Source organism: Bremerella sp. P1 (assembly GCF_028748185.1).
In the GTDB taxonomy this organism is placed as follows: domain Bacteria; phylum Planctomycetota; class Planctomycetia; order Pirellulales; family Pirellulaceae; genus Bremerella.
Map to the genome: position 1 here is coordinate 2609398 of NZ_CP118164.1, position 18530 is coordinate 2627927.

Below are 18530 nucleotides of genomic sequence, written 5' to 3' on the forward strand. Positions count from 1 at the left end.
GAAACCAAAGGTTGAGGACGATCAGAAACGAGTGGCCCCCCACATCCCCGTTGGGGAAACCACTCGTTTCTGCACTCTCGCCACATTGCCTGCTTAGTGATGCGTCGGTTTGCCACCTACGCACAGCACTTTGGTCGGCATGCCGCCGACTTCGTACTCGCCGTGAAATTCGAGATCGGCAAGGGATAGAAGCTGCAGCTTGCCGCTGCCTGGGTTGGTAACCACGGCCCAGCGGCCGTCGGCATCGAAATCGATCTCGTGATGGCCATAGTGACCCGTGACCTGGCTCGGTCCGATCGGTAGTTGCTTCACCATTTGGGCATCACTCAGGTCGCGGTCGGCGTTGGGATCGAGATCGACGATTACCAACTGTTCGGCAAGATCCCCTTCTTTCCGATCTTGGAACAGAAACGCGTAATTCTTGCCGGCTGCGGTCACCACGGCTGTGGGTGTCGTGAGCGAAAGCCCATCCAGCGTGTCAATCGGCAACTTGATGACCGAAGGCGCTTCGGCGGATGCATCGATCAGACAGAGCGCCGCCGCGGCGTGCTTGCCGGTCGTGCAAAGCACCCAATCGCGATGCGTAGTGAATGCACCGGTACGATTCGGCTTATCGGACTGCTCATCTTTTCCCAGAGACAGATGATGCATCTCGATGCTTTCAGCGGAATGCTTCAAGTTCACATCGGCATCGATGTAATAGATCCCATCCGAAGGCGCGAAGAAGACACGGCGTCCGGCGGCCGTCGCACCATGGAGACCTCCGACCGGCAGCTGGTACGAATAAGCGATTGCGTCTTCGCCTGACTTGGTTAGGTCACTCACATCGATGCGGCCGTTGTTCTCTTCATCACGAGCAGCCCACGTCGAGTAAGCGATCTTTCCTCCGACGGTCGCCAACGTGATGTGTCCACCACCGCCGCGATAAAAGTGACCGTGCTGCTGATCATCTTGCCGCAGCAGGTGCAGTGGATCGAGCTTGGTGAAGCCATTGAGCTTGTCGTTGGCCAGGTAAAACATGCCGTCGTATTGATACAGATGAGCCGGGTTTCCCTGCGACTGATCGACCACGCTGGCAAGCACGTGGGGTGGTTCGCGGTAGACATGGTCGTCGTGATCGCCGTGCGAATGGCTCCGCACACCCATGTCGAGTGCCGCCCATCCACTTTGATACTGGCCATCGTCATCGTCTCGAATCCCCACGACCACCACACGGCCGATACGCTCCATCTGAACCAGTTCATTCCGTTTGGTATCGAGCTGCGGGAAGCCTTCAATGGAATCGTGCTTGGTGAACTCGATCTGCGAGTCGCCCTGGGAGAACTGACCCCAACGGAGTGTCTTCGCTTCGCGGTCCTGCCAGACAATTCGCATGATGGGCGTGTTATGGGAATGTTCGGCTTGAATCGGCGCGGTGCCAATCAGCAGGACAAGGATCACAAGCAAGTTCGAGAGCAGTCGTTTCTGAGTCATCGTTTTCATTCTTAGGTGATGGATTTGAGTTGGTATTTAAAGCGCTAACTTCGGAGCAGGCACATCGAGATCGATCTCGGTTTGTTCTGCCGTCCAATCGATTTTTAAGGGAGACTTGTCCGGCGAGCGGTAGGCTTTGGGCCAGAGCATGCGGAACTCGCCAGCCGATTCAATCGTTACGCGGTAGCTGCCTGGTGGCAGATGAACGCCTTCCAGCGTCGCCTCCTTGCGAAGCTGGAAGTTCCCCTGGCGATCGCTCACGGCGAATGCCTGGGGGTGGCCGTCGTGGTCGTAGACGGTCAAGCGAACTTCACGCAGAGGCTCACCTTCACTATGCAGCTTGCCAGGCGTGCCTCCGGGAATTGTGGGAGGTGGCCCGCAACCGATCAGTACGAAGGCGAGCAGTGTCCACTGTGTGGGTGCAAAGCGATGCATGGTCGTTGGTTACTTAATAGGGCTGAGGTACTTCGCCACCGCTGCGACTGAACAGAGCTCGCCAGGTGGATAGATCGATTGTTTCGGTCACGAAGCTGACGCTTCCATCGGCGAGCACGATTTGCGTTCCTCCGGGGTGATCGCTGCGGCTGCTGGAAACGATGTACCCGTGATGCGAGGCATCAGGCTTGCGGCTGTTGGGTGGATAGAAACCGTTGATCGTGATGTGATAACCGGTCGTCCGAATCCACGAGCCGGCCCGCGTTCCGCTGTAGCTGGAAGCCGATGCGGCATCGATATCTTCGGCCGTCTTCGATCCCGGCGCGCCCCCACTGACCCGCTTGATCTGCCGCTGTGGGTCGGTCAGCACCGTCGTTGAAACCTGATCGCGACCACCAAACAACGTTTCGGCCATCAAAATGGTGTGGCTGGTGCCATCGGTAATGTCGCGAAACGCCGTATTACTACCCCGCCAAAACAGACCGTTCGGATCGCAGGCTTCGCAGTAGTTCAGCCCGTCGCCGCTTCCCACGTTGACCATGTAGTTGGTGCCGGCCCACGTATCGGTCCCGTCGTATGTGAGGGGGTCACCACTGTCGGATGGGCACAAAAACATCTCGAGTGGACGAGCTTGAATGCCAGCATGCACAGGGTTCAACGTGACCCACGGGCCACTACCTAGCATGAGCGGCTCGCTGAAGTCGATCAGATCGTGCAGGTTGCCTTGCTCGATAAATGGCAAGATCTGCGCCTGGGTCGAGAAGCCCGTACTGGTGGATGAAATGAGCGGAAACTTCCTGTGGGTGTCGTGATAGTTGTGCATAGCCAGTCCCAACTGCTTGAGGTTGTTCTGGCATTGAATTCGACGAGCCGCCTCGCGTGCTTGTTGCACGGCCGGCAGCAGTAAGGCAATCAAAATACCGATGATGGCGATGACCACCAGCAGCTCGACGAGCGTGAACGCATGTCGTGAACGCATTGAAATTCTTCCCCTTCGCGGATAACCAACGCCGTGCGAAACAATGCACGACTAAATGCCACTTGCGACTTTATTTGTTTTGCAAGTCTGTTGCAAGTACATTCTTGAAAGATTTACGCGAGGAGTGATTTTGAGGTTCAGTTCCCAGGCCAGTAACGGCTGCCAAGAACAACAAAAGCCCCAGCGGAAAGGCCGCCGGGGCTTGGATCGTTTCGAGTTTGCTCGCAGGGCGTCGTTACTCGCCGGTTAATACCTTGGGATCTTCAATGATCAGGTAGTGACCATGATCGGCCGTCAGAATCAGGCACGTTTCGTCCCAGCCACCATGCTTTTCGATCCATTGGGTCACTTGGTGAAAGGCTTGGTCCCCGCTAAGCACGGCTCCAATCGAGTTGTCAATGTTGTTCGAGTGATTAGCCCAGTCCACGTCGCCCGCTTCAATCATCAGCCACCATGGCTGACCCTTCGCTTCCAACACGTCGAGAGCCGCGATGCTCATCTCGGCGAGCGTGACGTTCTCGCGAACATCTGCTTCGCTGTACTTCTCGGCGGCCACCGGACCGGAACTCTTGGCACTGACAACCGGATCGTATTTTCCGTCGGCCGTTTGAAACGGCAAGTGACCGCCGCCGACGCCAAAGAAACCGAACAAGCGATGACCTTCTTTGATCGCCGCGGTGGTCCCTTCTTCCAGAACCTGCTTACCACTGCGACCTGGTGTTCGTTGCGCGATGACGTACTTGCCGCCGTGGGCAACGTCGATCGCCAGCTGATCCTCTTCGGTCAGATAAGGATTACCAGGCACGAAGTTCTGACCTTGCTTTCCGTCCTTCTTCTTTTGGTCACCCCAACCTCCGCCAATCAACACGTCGAGTCCGGGGAGACCGCCGGGGTGGTAGACCGATGGACGTCCAATCATGTCGCGGGTGATGTCCTGATAGTCGTAGCGATGAACGTTGTTGGCGTAGGCCGCCCCTGGTGTGGCATGGCAAATGGGAACGCTTGTTACCACCCCCACCTTCCATCCGTCGGCTTGAAGCTGACGCGCGATGGGCAAGACTTCGCGACCCATGTAGTTCACGTTGATCGAGTTGTTGTACGTCTTGATGCCGGCCGTCATCGATGTAGCCGACGACGCGGAATCGGTAAACGCGTGAACGATGCTCTTTCCCTTGGCGATTGGATAGTTCGCGTCGGCGGGAACGCTCCAGGGAAATTCGCCCGCCTGGCTCACGTCGTAACCGCCCTTGGTGCTCCCGCCGGGGGAAGTCACGATTTGGCGATCGACATTGACGTCGGTCCCGCTGTTATGCGGAGTCGTGACGAAATACCCAAAGTCGGTCTTCACGCCGCGGTAGTCTTGGAAATGCAAACCGGTCCCGCGACCTTCGCGATAGCCAACCTTGCCCGACTTGGAAATGGCGGCTGCCCAAGTCGTTTGCCAGTCCATGCCATCGTAAACGAACAGAATGACCCGCTTCTTGCCACTGGCCACGGCTTTCTTCTGCAAACGATAGACGTCGGTCTGGTCTAAGTATTCGGCCTGGGAATTGACTGTTTGCGCAGGCAGGTAATCGAACAGTTCTGTGAGTTTCTCTTCACTTCGATAGATACTGTCGGCACCCCCAAAACCATCCAGGTCGATGCCAAACGTGTAGATCGGGATCAAGCGGTTCGAGTGATTGCCCCAACTCGAATACTTTTCTTCGTTGGGTCCCCAATGGATGCCGTTGGGACGATTTGTCTCAGCATTATTCTGCTGCAGCGTGGAGACCGGAACGCGCTCGAGCGTTTCGGCGTGTCCCATGTTCACAAGCAGCAGACTAAGGGCAGCTACACAAATCGCAGGAAAGATCTTGAACACAAGCGGGTCTCGGCGGGAATTTCAGGGAGGGAGGAAAACGCGTCTTGAACCTTTATTGAACCTGCAAAGACTCGATGAATAAACCCCTTATAGCGCAGACGATCCTTCCGAATGCGCAGGACGCTTGAGATCTTTTTCTCTTGCGCATGAGGGTCGATCGGGACGAGGAACGACCGACTCGAACCATTAATCTCTGCTTCATCCACCCTATGGGTTAGTCGCTGCCCAGAATTAGAAGGATTCTCAATTGATCGACCTACCACCGATGGCGTGGATGGTTAAGGAATTGCCTGTTAGCGTTCTGAGCAGGCCTGCCATCAGATTGTGCAAAAAAGAATAGAGATGGATAGTTTCTATTCACCCCTCTGGGGTGCTTGGTGTCCCGCGTCAAAATATACAAAAATCTGCCAAACTTCGAAAAACCAAGGGATTCTGATAAATCAGCAAGGACTTGATGAGTGCTCTTTTTACGGGATGGCACGGCCTTTGCCTTTGCCTAGCTTGAAATCGATATCCCGATATATCTCGGTGATATCGCGGAACAGTCAGTTTGAGGCATATTTGTTCTTATATTTCCTTTCGTTAATTGGAGGCCCTCCTGATGAATTGCCGGCTCTCGAAGCATCGCGGCTTTACCCTTGTCGAATTACTAGTAGTGATCGCCATCATTGGTGTGCTGATCGCCTTGCTGTTGCCTGCCGTCCAGCAAGCTCGTGAAGCTGCCCGACGTATGCAGTGCAGCAACAATCTCAAACAGCTTGGATTGGCACTGCACAACTATCACGATACGCACCAAGAGTTTCCGATCGCTCACTTTATCACCGATCCGACCGAGCGACCCGCTAGTTGGCTCGTGCGAATTTGGCCGTTCATCGAACAATCGGCAGCTTACGAGCAGTGCACGTTTATCGGTAGTGACTGGTCTGGCCGCGGATTCGACCGCAACTGGCGCGTCACAACTAACCTCTTTGTGGAAGGACTGAACTGCCCTTCCAGCCCAATGGATCGCTTCCACTCGCAATCGGCCGGTAGCGAAATGACCAGTGATGGCGCTCCTTCGACGGTCGAATATCAAATCGCTGACTACTGCGGCGTGGGCGGAACGTACGGCGACGGCAAATCGCACTGGTATGGCTACCACGGCCGTAACGACTACTCCGGTGTGTTCATCGCCACCGACTCGAAGAACTCGCAGGTCACCGCGTTCAAAGACATCACCGACGGAACCAGTAACACGCTGGCAATCGGCGAACAGTCCGACTACGTCCGCATCGACAATGGTAGCGGCAACGTCGTGAAGAAAGATTACCGCGACTTCAGCTGGCACGGTGGTGCCTGGAGTGGTGGCGGCGGCGGTGAGACCAGTGACGGCTACTGGAACGGTCACTCCTCCTTCCGCGTTGGTATCAACTTTGTCGCCTCGGGCAATCACAGCCCGCACGGGATTGGTGACTACTGGTACGGTCGCCGTGGGCATCACTCGCCATTCTGCTCGCCACATCCAGGCGGAGCTTTATTCACCCTCGCCGATGGCTCGACTCGATTCGTCAGCGAACATATGAACTTCGACACGCTCCGCAGCCTGGGCAACCGTGCCGATGGCCGTGTTGTTGGCGAGTACTAATCGAATCACTCCAGATATCTAAGGACGTAGACCTATGACGATTCGAAGATCCCTGGCAGCGATCACGCTCTTGGCCACGGTCTTACTGGTTGGATGTAGCGAATCGGGACCTGCCCTCGAGGGCGTTACCGGAACGATCACCAAGAACGGAGTTCCCTTCGTTGGTGCCCAACTTGAGTTTTACCCGGAAGGGCCTGGTGCCGCTTCCTACGGCAAATCGGACGAGCAAGGCAACTTCAAGCTTCGCTACTCGACCGGTAAGCCTGGTGCGGTGATCGGCAATCACAAGGTTACCGTGATCGGTGGAAGCACCAATGGTGCGGAAATCGAAGAAGAGCCTGTCGAAGATCCGATCGAAGGCGAAACGGTGTTAGCCCCGGTCGCCAATCCGGAAGCTGCCGGCCGTCGTAGCCGCAGCGGCGGAGGTCCGAAATCCATCGAAGGAATTCCGGCAACCGTTAAAGAGGGTGAAGACAACCACGTCGTTATCGAACTCGACTAACCAGGTCCTGTTCAAGACATACAAATGGAACAGAGTGCTGGGTACCCTCGCGACGCCTGTGTCGCGGGGGTCCTTTTTTACGCCTCAACCGAAGCGTTGAAGGCGGAAGAGGGATCGCCAGCCAGATGTTGCTTGATACATCCCCTAAGCGTCACTTCGACGTACATACTTTCTTACTTCTTTCTTAATTGGAGGCCCTCCTGATGAAGCGTCCGCTTCGGAAACGCCTTGGCTTCACGCTTGTTGAGCTGTTGGTGGTAATTGCCATTATTGGGGTGTTGATCGCCTTGCTGTTGCCTGCCGTTCAGCAAGCTCGAGAAGCTGCCAGGCGAATGCAATGCACGAACAATCTCAAACAACTCGGTATCGCTTTGCATACCTACAACGACACGTTTCGGGCATTGCCGATGGGCGTGCTGGAACAACACAATTGGCGCGTCGGCGTACTTCCGTACATCGAACAAAACAATCTGTACGATCAGCTCGACTTCTCAGCTACCTTTCGAGGTGATCAAAACAACGCGAATACTCCGCTGTTGAGCGGGACGGCCGTCGATACGTTTGTCTGCCCGTCGAGCCCATTGGATCCGAACATGAATCCTGGCTGGAACGGACTGAAGTATCAGTACCATCACTACATGGGCGTGAGCGGCGCGGTCGGCACAAGCGTGGGAACGTGCCAGAAGTTCTATGGCTGGAACTGTGACAACGGACCGTTCTCGGTCAACAAGAAGGTGAAGCTGGCCGAACTTACCGATGGTACCTCCAACACGATGATCGTTGGCGAACAATCGGAACGTGTGAAGTACACCGGTTCAGGCCTCGGATCATGGCCTTTCGCGGAAGGCAAGACGATGTCGCCAGGCGGTTACCATGCTGGCTGGGAAGGCCCAGGCAACCTCAGCCAAACCGGTTCGCAGTACGGCATCATGTCGGGCATCGTTCCTATTCAATATGGTCCGAACGCGACATGTCCCGATCCTTGGGATTGCGGCTACAGCTATATCAACTCAACCATCCTCGCCTCCGCTCATCCTGGCGGCATCAACATCTTGCTGGCCGACGGATCGGTTCGTTTCATTGCAGAAACGATCGATCTCAACAATTTCAAATTGTTGGCACTCAAGAGTGATGGTGAAGTCGTGAAGTTCGACTAGGCCTAATAGCAGAGAACTACCTATATGATCCACAAAGCAATTTTCATCTCGCGATCGAACGTCGCTTGCTCACTCCTACTTCTGGGAGTGGCTGCGATGATCGGTTGCTCTAGCGATTCCAATTCGGGCGGAACCGTTGCGGGAAGAGTGACTCTCAATGGCAAACCTCTCACGGATGCCAACGTGAAGTTTCACAATCCTGACCTGGGTGTCGGCATCACTTGCGAACTAAACCCCGATGGGACTTTCGTAAGTAATACGAAGATTCCCGAGGCGACCTACAAGGTTGCGATCTCTCCGCCCAATACATCGCATGAGCCTGGGGCAGGCGGAATGCCGGTCATTCCCAAACTTCCCAAAGGCTTGCCAAGTAAATACGCATCGCCGGACACGAGTGACTTGACGGCTGAAGTCCATTCACAGCCCGTGAATGAATTCACCTTCGAGTTATAAGCGTCTGCGACGTTAAGAAGATGAAACACATCGAACGCGACTCACTGGGTCCCGTTCGCTACCAACAAATGGAACAGAGAGCCAGGTTCCCTCGCGACCCTTGTTGCGGGGGGACCTTTTTACTTCCCAAGGCGGAGGCCGATACCAAGGGCTTGCCTTGTCCCCATGCGTCGGCGTGCCTAAATCACTGACACATTCTTCACGCTGCGCTTAAACACCTTGTACCCTCGGTAAGGCGCAATACGAAATACTAGTCCATTCTTGCATCTAAAAGACTGCTGAACGGCATCTTTTCTTTCATTACAGCCAATCGCCACCCGATCTGCCCCAGGTCCGCCCGTTTCGCCCTAGGACGACCCGCGTTTCGGTCTCTACCTTGCTGATATCCCGCTACGCCACGGCGAGTTCCGCCTTCAGCAACTCAACGCCTGGATTGTCTTCCTCGATTCTTCCTACCCAATTTCGAAAGTGATTTGTGATGTTTACCAAAGGATCTTCGTCCGGCCGTTCGGCGTTTACCTTGGTCGAATTGTTGGTCGTCATTGCCATTATTGGTGTGTTGATTGCTCTGCTTCTGCCCGCTGTTCAACAGGCTCGTGAAGCGGCTCGCAAAATCCAATGCCGCAACAATCTGAAGCAGAGCGTCTTGGCGATGCACAACTATCACGACACGTTCTCGACTTTGCCGGCCTACCGCAGAGACAACACCTTCTGGGGCTGGGCTGCTCAACTCTTGCCGTTCATGGAACAGGACAACCTGAGTGAAGCGGTCGGCGTTAACTCGAATACTTTCCCTCAAGCCGTCGATGGAACGGCCGGCACGAATGCCACCGCGGCCCTGGCTACGGTCCTGCCGAACTTGCGATGTCCTTCGACGACCGCACCCGAGACCTTCGAACACAACTCGGTGCTGTATGGCGTGATCAGCTACGCGGCCAGCCGAGGCTATGGTCAGGCAGGCTGGGACGCCGACAAGGCAGCCAACACCGGTGCCGTCAACAAAGTAGGTTTGGAGTTCTCGGCCATTACCGATGGTCTCTCCAATACGTTCGCTATCGGTGAAGCTTCGGCCAAGGCTGGTGGTTGGGAGTCGGGTCCGCGCGGTTGGGCTTTCTGGGCCGGAACACCTGGTAACGGCTACCTGGAACGTCAGAATACGCTATCGCGTTGCGTTTCCTTTCCAATGAACGCGACAGCACATTGGGGCTTCACCAGTGCTCATACCGAGGGAGCCTACTTCGCTTTTTGCGATGGCTCGGTGCAGTTCATTTCCGAGCATATCGAGTTCGATAAGAACGGCGTTTCCAATGGATGGTTCGGTGGTGATTCGGTTCATGCCGACATCTACGCCAACGCATCAGGCATGGGCGTGTATCAGTTGCTCGGCGTTCGCGACGACGGACAAACGGTAAGTCTGCCGTAGTTCCCAGCCATGATTCGCTTTTTGTTATCGATCCATAGACTTTAGACCAGAGTGTTAATAATCATGTTGAATTACCGATGGATGGCCCCTGGCCTTTTACTGATCTCGCTGGCTGCTGTCGGCTGCGGTCCGACATCCCAGGTCGATATGGGAAGCGTAACGGGAACAGTGTACGTGGACGGTCAGCCTGCCAGGGCCGGACTTAAACTCGAGTTCGACCCGGTCACCAAGGGTGTCCGTGGCAGCACCGCGGTTACCGACGAGTCGGGACAATATGAAGCGGTCTACTCCCTCTCGACCAACGGCGTCCGCGTCGGAGCGTGCGACGTGAAGCTTGTCCCGCCCGAGATTGCACCGTCTGCCCCCGGCAAGAAGCGTAAGCTTCCATTCCCAGAGAAGTACTACGAAGAGATCATTCAAGTTGATATTACTCCCGGTAGTAATACGGTCGACTTGGAGATCTCGAAGTCGAAAGCGTAGTCCGACCCGATCTTGGGATAGCATTTCGCGAAAACCTAAATGGCCTCGTGACACTTGTCGCGAGGCCATTTTTTTTATGCGCTTCGAGCCGGATATTCCCGGTGAGAAAAGGCGTGGCTGGAATGAAATGCCCACTGGAATAGGCGGTTTGAAACTGCTTTGATTCTTCGCAGCAGTTCGCCTGCTTCTTCGACAGACAGCACTTCAGGTGCGCCACCCAGGCAAATTCCTACCGACAGACCGTAGAAGTCGCAATTGAAACAATGCGTCCACTATCCTTCTAATATCGACGATACCGAAACATTATTGCCCCTTAAGTGCTTTTTCCGCCCAAAATGAAATTTTCCCGCCTGATTCGCCCTAGAACTATGCGCAAATCGGTCTAAGCTTTGCTGATATCCCGGTATACCACCATTCCTAGACCACTTCACACGGTCTGATGTGGTGATACTTCCTCCATTTTTTTCCTGCCTGGAACAGAGAGCACTCGAGAGATGAAAACGAAACTGGAACGTTCAACTCGTTCTGCATTTACCTTGGTCGAATTGCTTGTGGTGATCGCCATTATTGGCGTGCTCATCGCACTGCTACTGCCTGCCGTGCAACAGGCTCGCGAAGCTGCACGTCGCATGCAGTGCAGCAATAACCTGAAACAGCTTGGCTTGGCCCTGCACAACTATCACGACACCAACGGCGCTTTTCCGATGGTCTCGTACGTCGACAACACGAACCGGCCTGCAAGCTGGTTGGTGCGGATCTGGCCGTTCATCGAGCAATCGGCCGCCTACGACCAGTGCACGTTCCAAAGCGACTGGACGGGGATTGGCTTCGATCGTAACTGGCGCGTCACGACGACTCTGTATGTCGATTCGCTGAACTGCCCTTCCAACCCGATGGACCGCTTCCTGACGCAGACTTCCAGCATTGCGACCCAGAATGATGGTGCACCAGCGGAAGTTCAGTACCAACGTGCCGACTACGTTGGCGTGGGTGGCGGTTACAACATGTCTGGTGCGACCCCATCGCATTGGTACGGCTACCACGGGATGAACGACTACAACGGTATCTTTGTGGCGATCGACAGCCGCAACCCGACCACGACCTCGTTCCGCGACATCACCGACGGTACGAGCAACACGTTGGCCGTGGGCGAGCAGTCGAACTTCATCCGTTCGCTCAATACATCGACCGGCGAAGTCACCTTCCATGATTCTCGCGAGTACGGACACCGTGGCGGTGCCTGGAGCGGTGGCGGCGGTCACAATGGAAACGGTTCGTGGTACGGCAACTGGGAAGGACATTCGTCCATCCGGGTTGGTATCAACTACTCACACACCAGCGGATACAACAACCCACTGGGAACCGGTAACGATCCCAACAAGGGAGGCCGCTCGGGCCACCATACGATCTTCACGTCCGCCCACCCCGGCGGTGCCCTGTTTGTTTTGGGCGATGGATCGACGCGATTTGTCAGCGAGAACATCACGTTGGAAACGCTGCGTAACCTGGCCAACCGTGCCGACGGCAACGTCCTCGGCGAGTTCTAAGCCCGGTTGGATCTAACTCGTAGCTTTATTCAAGGTGAATGTGATGAATCGATTCCTATTATCCACTTGCGTGGTTTTGGCATTGTCAGCGACAGGCTGCTTTTCTGGCTCGGGCCAAGAGCTGCATGCCGTTGATGGCACGATCACCAAAGACGGCGTCCCCTTTGTCGATGCGAACCTCGAGTTCGAGCCGCAAACCGCGGGCGCTCCGTCGTATGGCAAGTCGGACGAGCAAGGCAACTTCAAGCTGTACTACTCGACCGGCAAGCCTGGTGCTGCCCCAGGGCAACATACGGTGAAAGTCCTCGGCGGCCGCAAGGCGACCGACGCCAAACCAAGCGAGCCAACCTCGAAAGAAGCCCCAGCTCCTCAACTTAAGGAGTACCGGGGCAAAGAGATCGTCGTGACCATCGACCCCGATGGCGAAAACCACGTCGAGATCGAACTGTAAAGTCCACCGCTTTTTGGAACAGAGAAGGTGGTACTTAAAAGGGCTCTCGCGGTTGCTTCTCCGCGAGGGCCCTTTTTCTTTTCATTAGCACGCACGGGATGAACCGTGCTCACAATCGCACTGATTGCTACTTCAGTCCGCTGGCATTGATCTTGTCGGCGTTATACTCTTTGCCAGACCAATCACCGTAGGGGCGATTCCCCTTGATGCGCTCGCCCGTCTTGCTGTCGATGTAGCCGGTCTCGCGGTCGTAGAAGTCGGTGGTGTAGTTTTCCGGGACGCTGTCGCCCGTTTCCTTTTGCCACTTGTCCATGACCTGCCGCATTTCAACCAGGTGCTTGGCATACTCCTGGCTGCCTACCAGGTTGTTCACTTGCAGTGGGTCTTTGCTGGTGTCATACAGTTCTTCCGTAGGACGAGGTGCCAACAGCACGTCGGCCTGGGCGTCGGTCAGTTTATCTTTCGCGTCGACGATATCTTTGTGCGAAGGAGAACTGACCGAGTCAGCCGGACCAAGCCAGGCCTTCTCAGGCCGAGCATTGCGGATGTAGAGGATCCCCTGACCTTTGCGGACCGCGCGGCCATGGGCTTCGTAGTCGTGCCAGTTGTGCTCGCTGAAAGCGTAGCCGCGTTCCGACAGGTTTTGCGTGTTTTCCAGCAGCTGAGCGAAGCTGACCCCTTGGGCCTGCTCAGGCACTTTCACGCCAGCCAGACTCAGGAATGTTGGACAGATGTCGATCACGCTAACCAGCTTGTTGTTGGTCGCGCCGGCGTCCTCAATCCCCTTGGGCCAGCTGACGACGAACGGGGTCTTCATGCCGCTATCGTGCACACGCGTTTTGCCACGTGGGAAAGGACGACCGTTGTCGGCCATCACGATGATTAGCGTGTTGTCGAACGCGTCTTGGGCTTTCAATTCTTCGCAGACCTGACCGATGTAATAGTCGAAACGAGTGATCTCGTTGTGGTAGGAAGCCAGGTCGTCGCGTGTGGCGGGCTCGTTCCGCATGTAGGGCGAGACCTTTACGTCGTCGGGATTGTGCTTCGGTCCATAGTTGTCGGCCTGCCACTGGCGGTCGGCATCCCAGCCACGGTGGGCATCGGTCGCTGCGAACCAGAAAAAGAACGGCTTGTCCTTGGGACGCTTCTGAACGACATCAACCCAATGCCCTTCCCCGCCAGAGTTGCCAGGAACGTTCGTCCCCCGCTTGTCATCCCAAACGGCCTTCTCGTCGGCGTTGTCTTGCGGCATGTGGTCCTTGCCTGCCAAAGCCGTGTAGTAACCAGCTTCTTTGAGCAACTTGGGGAACTTGACCAGGTGCGCCGGCAATGGACGATGCAGTTCGCTGGCTGCCCCGTTGTTGTGCGGGTACCGACCGGTGATGATGCTGCACCGGCTGGGGCTACAGCTGCTGGCGGTGAGATACGCGTTGGTAAACTTCATCCCGCTGGCCGCCAAGGCATCGATGTTCGGCGTACGAGCCGTTTCGCTGCCGTAACAACCGAAGTCGTTCCAGCTGACGTCGTCGGCAATGAAGATGATGAAGTTCGGGCGATCGTCGGCCAAGGCAGGCAATGCGATAGCGCACAGCAGCAAGGCCGAAAGGAAGAAAGAGATGCGAGGCATGAGATTTTCCGCGCTTGAGTGGAGGACTGAGGTGGGTTATGAGCTTTAGGATCAGTATCCTTGATGGCGTCGGAAGGGTCAAATCTGGGCGATTAAACCGCTCCTTTTCATGAAACATGGACGGACTATTGAGCGTCTACTTTTTAACCGTACTCCTGGCGTTCTTTCTGGGCATTTTGATTGGCCTTTTGAGCATTGGCCTAGCTATTTTGCGGCAGCCGGAAGCCAATCTGTATGGCTGGGCATGCGTGGTGGCTGGCTTTTATGTGCTGAGCTGGCTGATCACCGCCGCGTTGATCGGCAAGGGCTTTATACCCACCCCCAGTTTCTACGCGGTCTCGCTGATGCCAGCCTATCTAGGTGGAATCGCGATCCTGCTTAGCTATGCCTATCGCAATAGCCCGCCGCCAGAGAAAGGAACGTTCTCGCTGGCGTTCTTGTTCTATTTGTTCCTGGTCGTGGGAGTCTTAATCACGCTTTGCCAGATTTTGAATGCGATCGATCTTGATGCCGGCACGTGATCGCTGGCAATCTTCGACTGCATGCGATTCCAGCAATCGAGGCAGATCAGTAGGTAATCCGCAGATTCATCTTCTTCGACCACAGTTCATCCGCCCCTGCTTTGGTGACTCCCGTTCTTTGAACCATCAGGATGGTTAGCTCCGGCAAATCAAGGACCGCTGGAAGACCTGCGTCGGTCACCTTCGTATCGTCGAGCTGCAGGTTGTCGAGCGTCTTGATCTTGCAAAGCGTCTTCAGGCCTTCGTCGGTGATGTTATTGTTGTCGAGGTAAAGGTATCTGAGCTTTGGAAGTTCAAGTAAAGCATCGAGTCCCTTATCCGTAATCTTGGTGCTCTCCGCTGAGATGAGATCGATTTCTTTCAGACCGGTGAGCGCTTGCAGCCCCTTGTCTCCCACGTTCGTATTGTTCACGCTGAGCGAGCTCAGCTTTTCTAACCCTTTCAAGGCCTCGATCGCGGGGTCACTGATGTTGTTGTCGCTCAACGTCAACAACTGGAGGTCCTTAAGCCCCTCGAGATTCGTCGCACCTCGGTTGGTCAGCTTCGTCTCGGCCAGCGTCAGACTCCAGACTTTCTTCAGGGATCCGATTTGTTTCATGCCTGCATCGTCGAAGGACAATAGCTGGACGTGCAGCCGTTCCACGTTCGGAAACTTGCCGAGCGTTCTTCCTTGGATCGGACACTCGTAGAAGTACAGACTCATCAAGTCTTTCAGCGAGGCAAGCGGCACAAGATCTTTGTCCGTAACAGCGACCTCGGTGAAACTAATCTCGCGAATCGATTTGGCCTCGGCGAGAGCTTTCAAATCTCTTCCGGATAACGCGACCTCTTCAAACGATACTTCTTTAAGTCCCGAAAGGTGTTTGAGCCCGGAAAGATCATTCGGGGCGAAACGCATCTCTCGAAAGGAGACCGACTCGACTTGTTCTGTCAGGAAATTCTTGCTGACGAATACACCCATCTTCTCGAGCGCAGCAACCGCTTCATCGCTGTTCTTTGCTTTGCCCAAATCTTGTGAAAAACCCGATGTGGCCGCCAGGCAAACCACCATAATACTGAGTAGTGAGAAACGAAATCGCATCTTCTGTTCCTAAAAGTACGTACCTCATTGTTTCTACTGCCACGGCACGCTACCGGCCGCTTGAATCTGCTTCTGCATGGCTTGTTGCAGTTCGCGGAACTTCTGACGGTTGCTTTTGGCCAGGTCGTTTTGTTCCTGCGGATCTTCGTTCAGGTTGTAGAGCTCCAGCGGCAGATAGGGGTCGTTCTGCATCAGCTTCCAGCCGTCGCGGATGATGGCCTGGTATGCTTTGCCGCCGTAGCGCTGGCCTCCTTCGCGGCGGACGAAGTAGAGATCGCGCGACTTCTTGGGCATCGGTTTCCCATCGAATAGTGGCACGAGGCTCACCGCATTCAGGTCTGCGGCCGGAGTACCGCCAGCCAGTTCGACGAACGTGGGAAACACATCAAAGTTCATCCCTTGGTAGTCGCTGGTGCTGCCAGGCTGAATGTGGCCAGGCCAACGCACGAAGAACGGAACCTTCAGGCCGCCGTCGTAGTGGCTTTGCTTGCCGTCTCGCCACGGGTCGTTGTTCTGAGCATGGGGCAGGCTGCCGCCGTTGTCGCTACCGAAGTACACGACCGTATTCTCGGCCAGGCCGAACGTATCCAAAGCCTTCAGCACCTTGGCGACCGCATCGTCCAAGTGCTGAACGAACGCGACGTTCTTGGCCCGTTTGTCATCGAGCTCTGGCTTCGCCTTCTTCACCGCGTCGAGGTATTCCTTCGGCGGTTCGATTGGGAAGTGAGGTGCGTTGAAAGCCAGGTACAGGAAGAACGGCTCTTCCTTCTTGGCTCCGCGGGTACAGATGTATTGATGCGCCCACTGAGCGAACAAATCGGTCGCGTGCCCCTCAGGATCAATTTCACGATCGTTGTACCGCATGTAGTTGTTCCCTTCGCGGCGATGGGTGATGTAGCTATCCATCATGTCGCCCAGGAACCCATGGAAGTGATCGAAGCCGCGCTCGTTGGGTGTGTTGGGAGACTCCAACCCCAGGTGCCACTTGCCGATGCACGCGGTGGCGTAGCCTTGCTTCTTCAGTTCGTCGGCCAGCGTTGGCACGCCTTGCTTCAGAAAGCCCCACGAGTTGTCCGGCTTGGTACGAATCACCCCAGGCACACCAACCAGGTCTGGGTACCGACCCGTGAGCAGCGCCGCACGGGAAGGAGAGCACACCGTACAGTTGGCCCGCATCTGCGTGAAGGTCATCCCTTCGGCGGCCAGCTTGTCGATGTTGGGCGTGGCCACGTCCGAGTCGTGATAGGTCGAAACGTCCCCGTAGCCGAGGTCATCGGTATAGATGATCAGAAAGTTCGGCCGCTTCGGTTCGGCAGCGAAGATCGATGCTGTGACAGTTAGTAAGGCGAAAATCGAGAGAAGGGATTTCATGGGTGGGGCCGTGTGGAAAAGAGAATAGGGAGTGGATACTGTCCTTAGTTCGCGAGCTCTTCGTCGTGCAGTTTCGTCAATCGCTTGACGATGTCTGGGTTTTGATCGGCGAGGTTGGTCTGTTCGCCGGGATCTTCCGTGATGTTGGCCAGGAAGAGTTTGAACGATGCGTTCTGGGCGTCTTCGTGGGTATCGCGGGTATTGGCGATCAGTTTCCAATCGCCGGCGCGAACCGCCCAGGCCGCGTTCTTGCCGCTACCGACCTGCCAGTGCAGCGGATGGTTGAAGTGGGGTGATTGGGCCGCGGCATCTTTCAGCATAGCGACCATCGAGCGGCCATCGAGGTGGGTCTCGGGAAGCTTTACGCCGGTTAGCTCGGCCAGGGTCGGCATCCAGTCGCACGCATGGGCCATTTGATCGCGGACTTCTCCTTCAGGGAGTTGGCCTGGCCAGCTGATGATGCCAGGCAGGCGAATGCCTCCTTCAAACATGCTGAACTTGGCACCGCGATACGGTCCACTGTTGCCGCCGCCGAAGTGTGCCCGCTCTTCGGTCGAGTAACCGTTGTCGGACTGGTAGATGATGATGGTGTTCTTCCGCAGGTCGAGCTTATCGAGCTTGGCCAGCACCTGGCCGACGCGGTCGTCTTGCGAGGCGATAAACGCGGCGTACAGATTCCGCGGGTACTCGACCTCTTTGAAATGCTCGAGCCACTTCGCTTCGCCTTGATAGGGATAGTGCGGCGTGTTCATCGCGTAATAAATGAAGAACGGGTTGTTCTGGTTCTTTTCGATGAACGCACAAGCTTCGTCCGCCATCAACTGCGGGAAGTAAGTTCCGTCCTCGTGGACCTCTTCGCCATTGCGCCACAGGTCGTGACGGTTGGGGCCGTTCCAGTAAAAGAAGTGCGAGTAGTTGTCGATGCAGCCACCCATGTGCCCGATCGAGTAGTCGAACCCTTGGGCCAACGGCATCGTCTCCGGCGTGTAGCCGACGTGCCATTTGCCGATATGGGCAGTCGTGTAGCCGGCGTCTTTAAACATTTCGGCCAGCGTGATCTCTTCGTTGGGCAGCGCACCGCCGCCCCCCTTTTTCGACGAACAGTTATTGGGCACGCCAGCACGTACCGGCCAACGCCCCGTCAGGGCTCCGGCCCGCGATGGTGAACAGACCGGGGCGGCCGAGTAAAACTGCGTCAAGCGAACCCCATGCACGGCCAGCGAGTCCATGTGCGGCGTGTGCAGGTCCTTCGATCCGTAACATCCGGCATCGACCGAGCCTTGGTCGTCGGCCAGAATGAAGATCACATTCGGCTTTTCCTCCGCGAACACGGAAGAGCAAGTTACAAGCAGCAGACAAGCCGCCAACAGCACTAAAACACGATTCATGGAACGTGGAACCTAGGGGGAAACGGAAGGATATCGATGGCCTTTTAGTATCCTCCACTGGAAATGGCCGGTCAAATCTCCCCCGTTTGGAGCCCCCAATGGGAATGAATTAGTAGAAGCGGTGATCTCTTACTAAAATATCGAACTGCCTGCC

17 protein-coding genes are annotated in these 18530 nt (G+C 55.7%); 9 read left to right on the forward strand and 8 right to left on the reverse strand.

Features of this window, described 5'->3' with window-relative positions; all coding sequences use genetic code 11:
• Positions 1-93: 93 nt before the first annotated feature.
• The 4 genes from PSR63_RS10765 to PSR63_RS10780 all read right to left on the reverse strand — a co-directional run bounded on the left by PSR63_RS10765 (position 94) and on the right by PSR63_RS10780 (position 4751).
• Positions 94-1473, reverse strand: coding sequence for a YncE family protein (locus PSR63_RS10765; protein WP_274333159.1), 1380 nt, complete (start codon positions 1471-1473; stop codon positions 94-96).
• 36 nt (positions 1474-1509) lie between these two features.
• Entirely contained in the window at positions 1510-1908 is a 399-nt protein-coding gene (locus tag PSR63_RS10770; protein WP_274333161.1) for a carboxypeptidase-like regulatory domain-containing protein, read from the reverse strand.
• A 13-nt stretch (positions 1909-1921) separates the two neighbouring features.
• Positions 1922-2887: a DUF1559 domain-containing protein gene (locus tag PSR63_RS10775; protein WP_274333163.1), complete on the reverse strand. Its 966-nt coding sequence runs from the start codon at positions 2885-2887 to the stop codon at positions 1922-1924.
• 235 nt (positions 2888-3122) lie between these two features.
• Positions 3123-4751 (reverse strand): alkaline phosphatase, encoded by a 1629-nt coding sequence (locus tag PSR63_RS10780; protein ID WP_274333165.1) that lies wholly within the window; start codon positions 4749-4751, stop codon positions 3123-3125.
• A gap of 601 nt (positions 4752-5352) precedes the next feature.
• On the opposite strand from PSR63_RS10780, the gene PSR63_RS10785 reads away from it, so the two are divergent.
• From PSR63_RS10785 to PSR63_RS10820, 8 genes are all read left to right on the forward strand, one after another.
• A complete protein-coding gene (locus PSR63_RS10785) occupies positions 5353-6375 on the forward strand; it encodes a DUF1559 domain-containing protein (RefSeq protein ID WP_274333166.1) in 1023 nt (340 codons plus the stop codon).
• Between the two features lie 34 nt (positions 6376-6409).
• A complete protein-coding gene (locus PSR63_RS10790) occupies positions 6410-6877 on the forward strand; it encodes a hypothetical protein (protein WP_274333168.1) in 468 nt (155 codons plus the stop codon).
• A gap of 203 nt (positions 6878-7080) precedes the next feature.
• A complete protein-coding gene (locus PSR63_RS10795) occupies positions 7081-8034 on the forward strand; it encodes a DUF1559 domain-containing protein (RefSeq protein WP_274333170.1) in 954 nt (317 codons plus the stop codon).
• Positions 8035-8217: 183 nt separating this feature from the next.
• Positions 8218-8487 carry a hypothetical protein gene (locus PSR63_RS10800; RefSeq protein ID WP_274333172.1) on the forward strand — a complete coding sequence of 90 codons (270 nt, stop codon included), beginning with the start codon at positions 8218-8220 and terminating at the stop codon, positions 8485-8487.
• Between the two features lie 478 nt (positions 8488-8965).
• On the forward strand, positions 8966-9910 hold the full coding sequence (locus PSR63_RS10805; protein ID WP_274333174.1) for a DUF1559 domain-containing protein: 945 nt from the start codon (positions 8966-8968) through the stop codon (positions 9908-9910).
• Positions 9911-9973: 63 nt separating this feature from the next.
• Complete coding sequence (locus tag PSR63_RS10810) at positions 9974-10390, forward strand: hypothetical protein (protein ID WP_274333176.1); 417 nt, start codon at positions 9974-9976, stop codon at positions 10388-10390.
• 494 nt (positions 10391-10884) lie between these two features.
• The gene (locus tag PSR63_RS10815) at positions 10885-11937 is read left to right on the forward strand and encodes a DUF1559 domain-containing protein (RefSeq protein WP_274333178.1); all 1053 of its coding nucleotides are present in this window, start codon (positions 10885-10887) and stop codon (positions 11935-11937) included.
• Between the two features lie 43 nt (positions 11938-11980).
• Complete coding sequence (locus PSR63_RS10820; RefSeq protein ID WP_274333180.1) at positions 11981-12388, forward strand: hypothetical protein; 408 nt, start codon at positions 11981-11983, stop codon at positions 12386-12388.
• Between the two features lie 127 nt (positions 12389-12515).
• Here PSR63_RS10820 and PSR63_RS10825 read toward each other — a convergent pair whose 3' ends face one another.
• Positions 12516-14015: a sulfatase family protein gene (locus PSR63_RS10825; RefSeq protein WP_274333182.1), complete on the reverse strand. Its 1500-nt coding sequence runs from the start codon at positions 14013-14015 to the stop codon at positions 12516-12518.
• Positions 14016-14131: 116 nt separating this feature from the next.
• Between PSR63_RS10825 and PSR63_RS10830 the strand changes: the two genes are divergently transcribed.
• A complete protein-coding gene (locus tag PSR63_RS10830) occupies positions 14132-14536 on the forward strand; it encodes a hypothetical protein (protein ID WP_274333184.1) in 405 nt (134 codons plus the stop codon).
• 46 nt (positions 14537-14582) lie between these two features.
• On the opposite strand, the gene PSR63_RS10835 is transcribed toward PSR63_RS10830, so the two are convergent.
• From PSR63_RS10835 to PSR63_RS10845, 3 genes are read right to left on the reverse strand one after another with little or no spacing between them, the layout of a single operon-like run.
• Complete coding sequence (locus PSR63_RS10835) at positions 14583-15617, reverse strand: leucine-rich repeat domain-containing protein (protein ID WP_274333186.1); 1035 nt, start codon at positions 15615-15617, stop codon at positions 14583-14585.
• A 33-nt stretch (positions 15618-15650) separates the two neighbouring features.
• A complete protein-coding gene (locus PSR63_RS10840; protein ID WP_274333188.1) occupies positions 15651-16988 on the reverse strand; it encodes a sulfatase family protein in 1338 nt (445 codons plus the stop codon).
• Between the two features lie 44 nt (positions 16989-17032).
• The gene (locus tag PSR63_RS10845) at positions 17033-18376 is read right to left on the reverse strand and encodes a sulfatase-like hydrolase/transferase (RefSeq protein ID WP_274333190.1); all 1344 of its coding nucleotides are present in this window, start codon (positions 18374-18376) and stop codon (positions 17033-17035) included.
• Positions 18377-18530 lie beyond the last annotated feature (154 nt).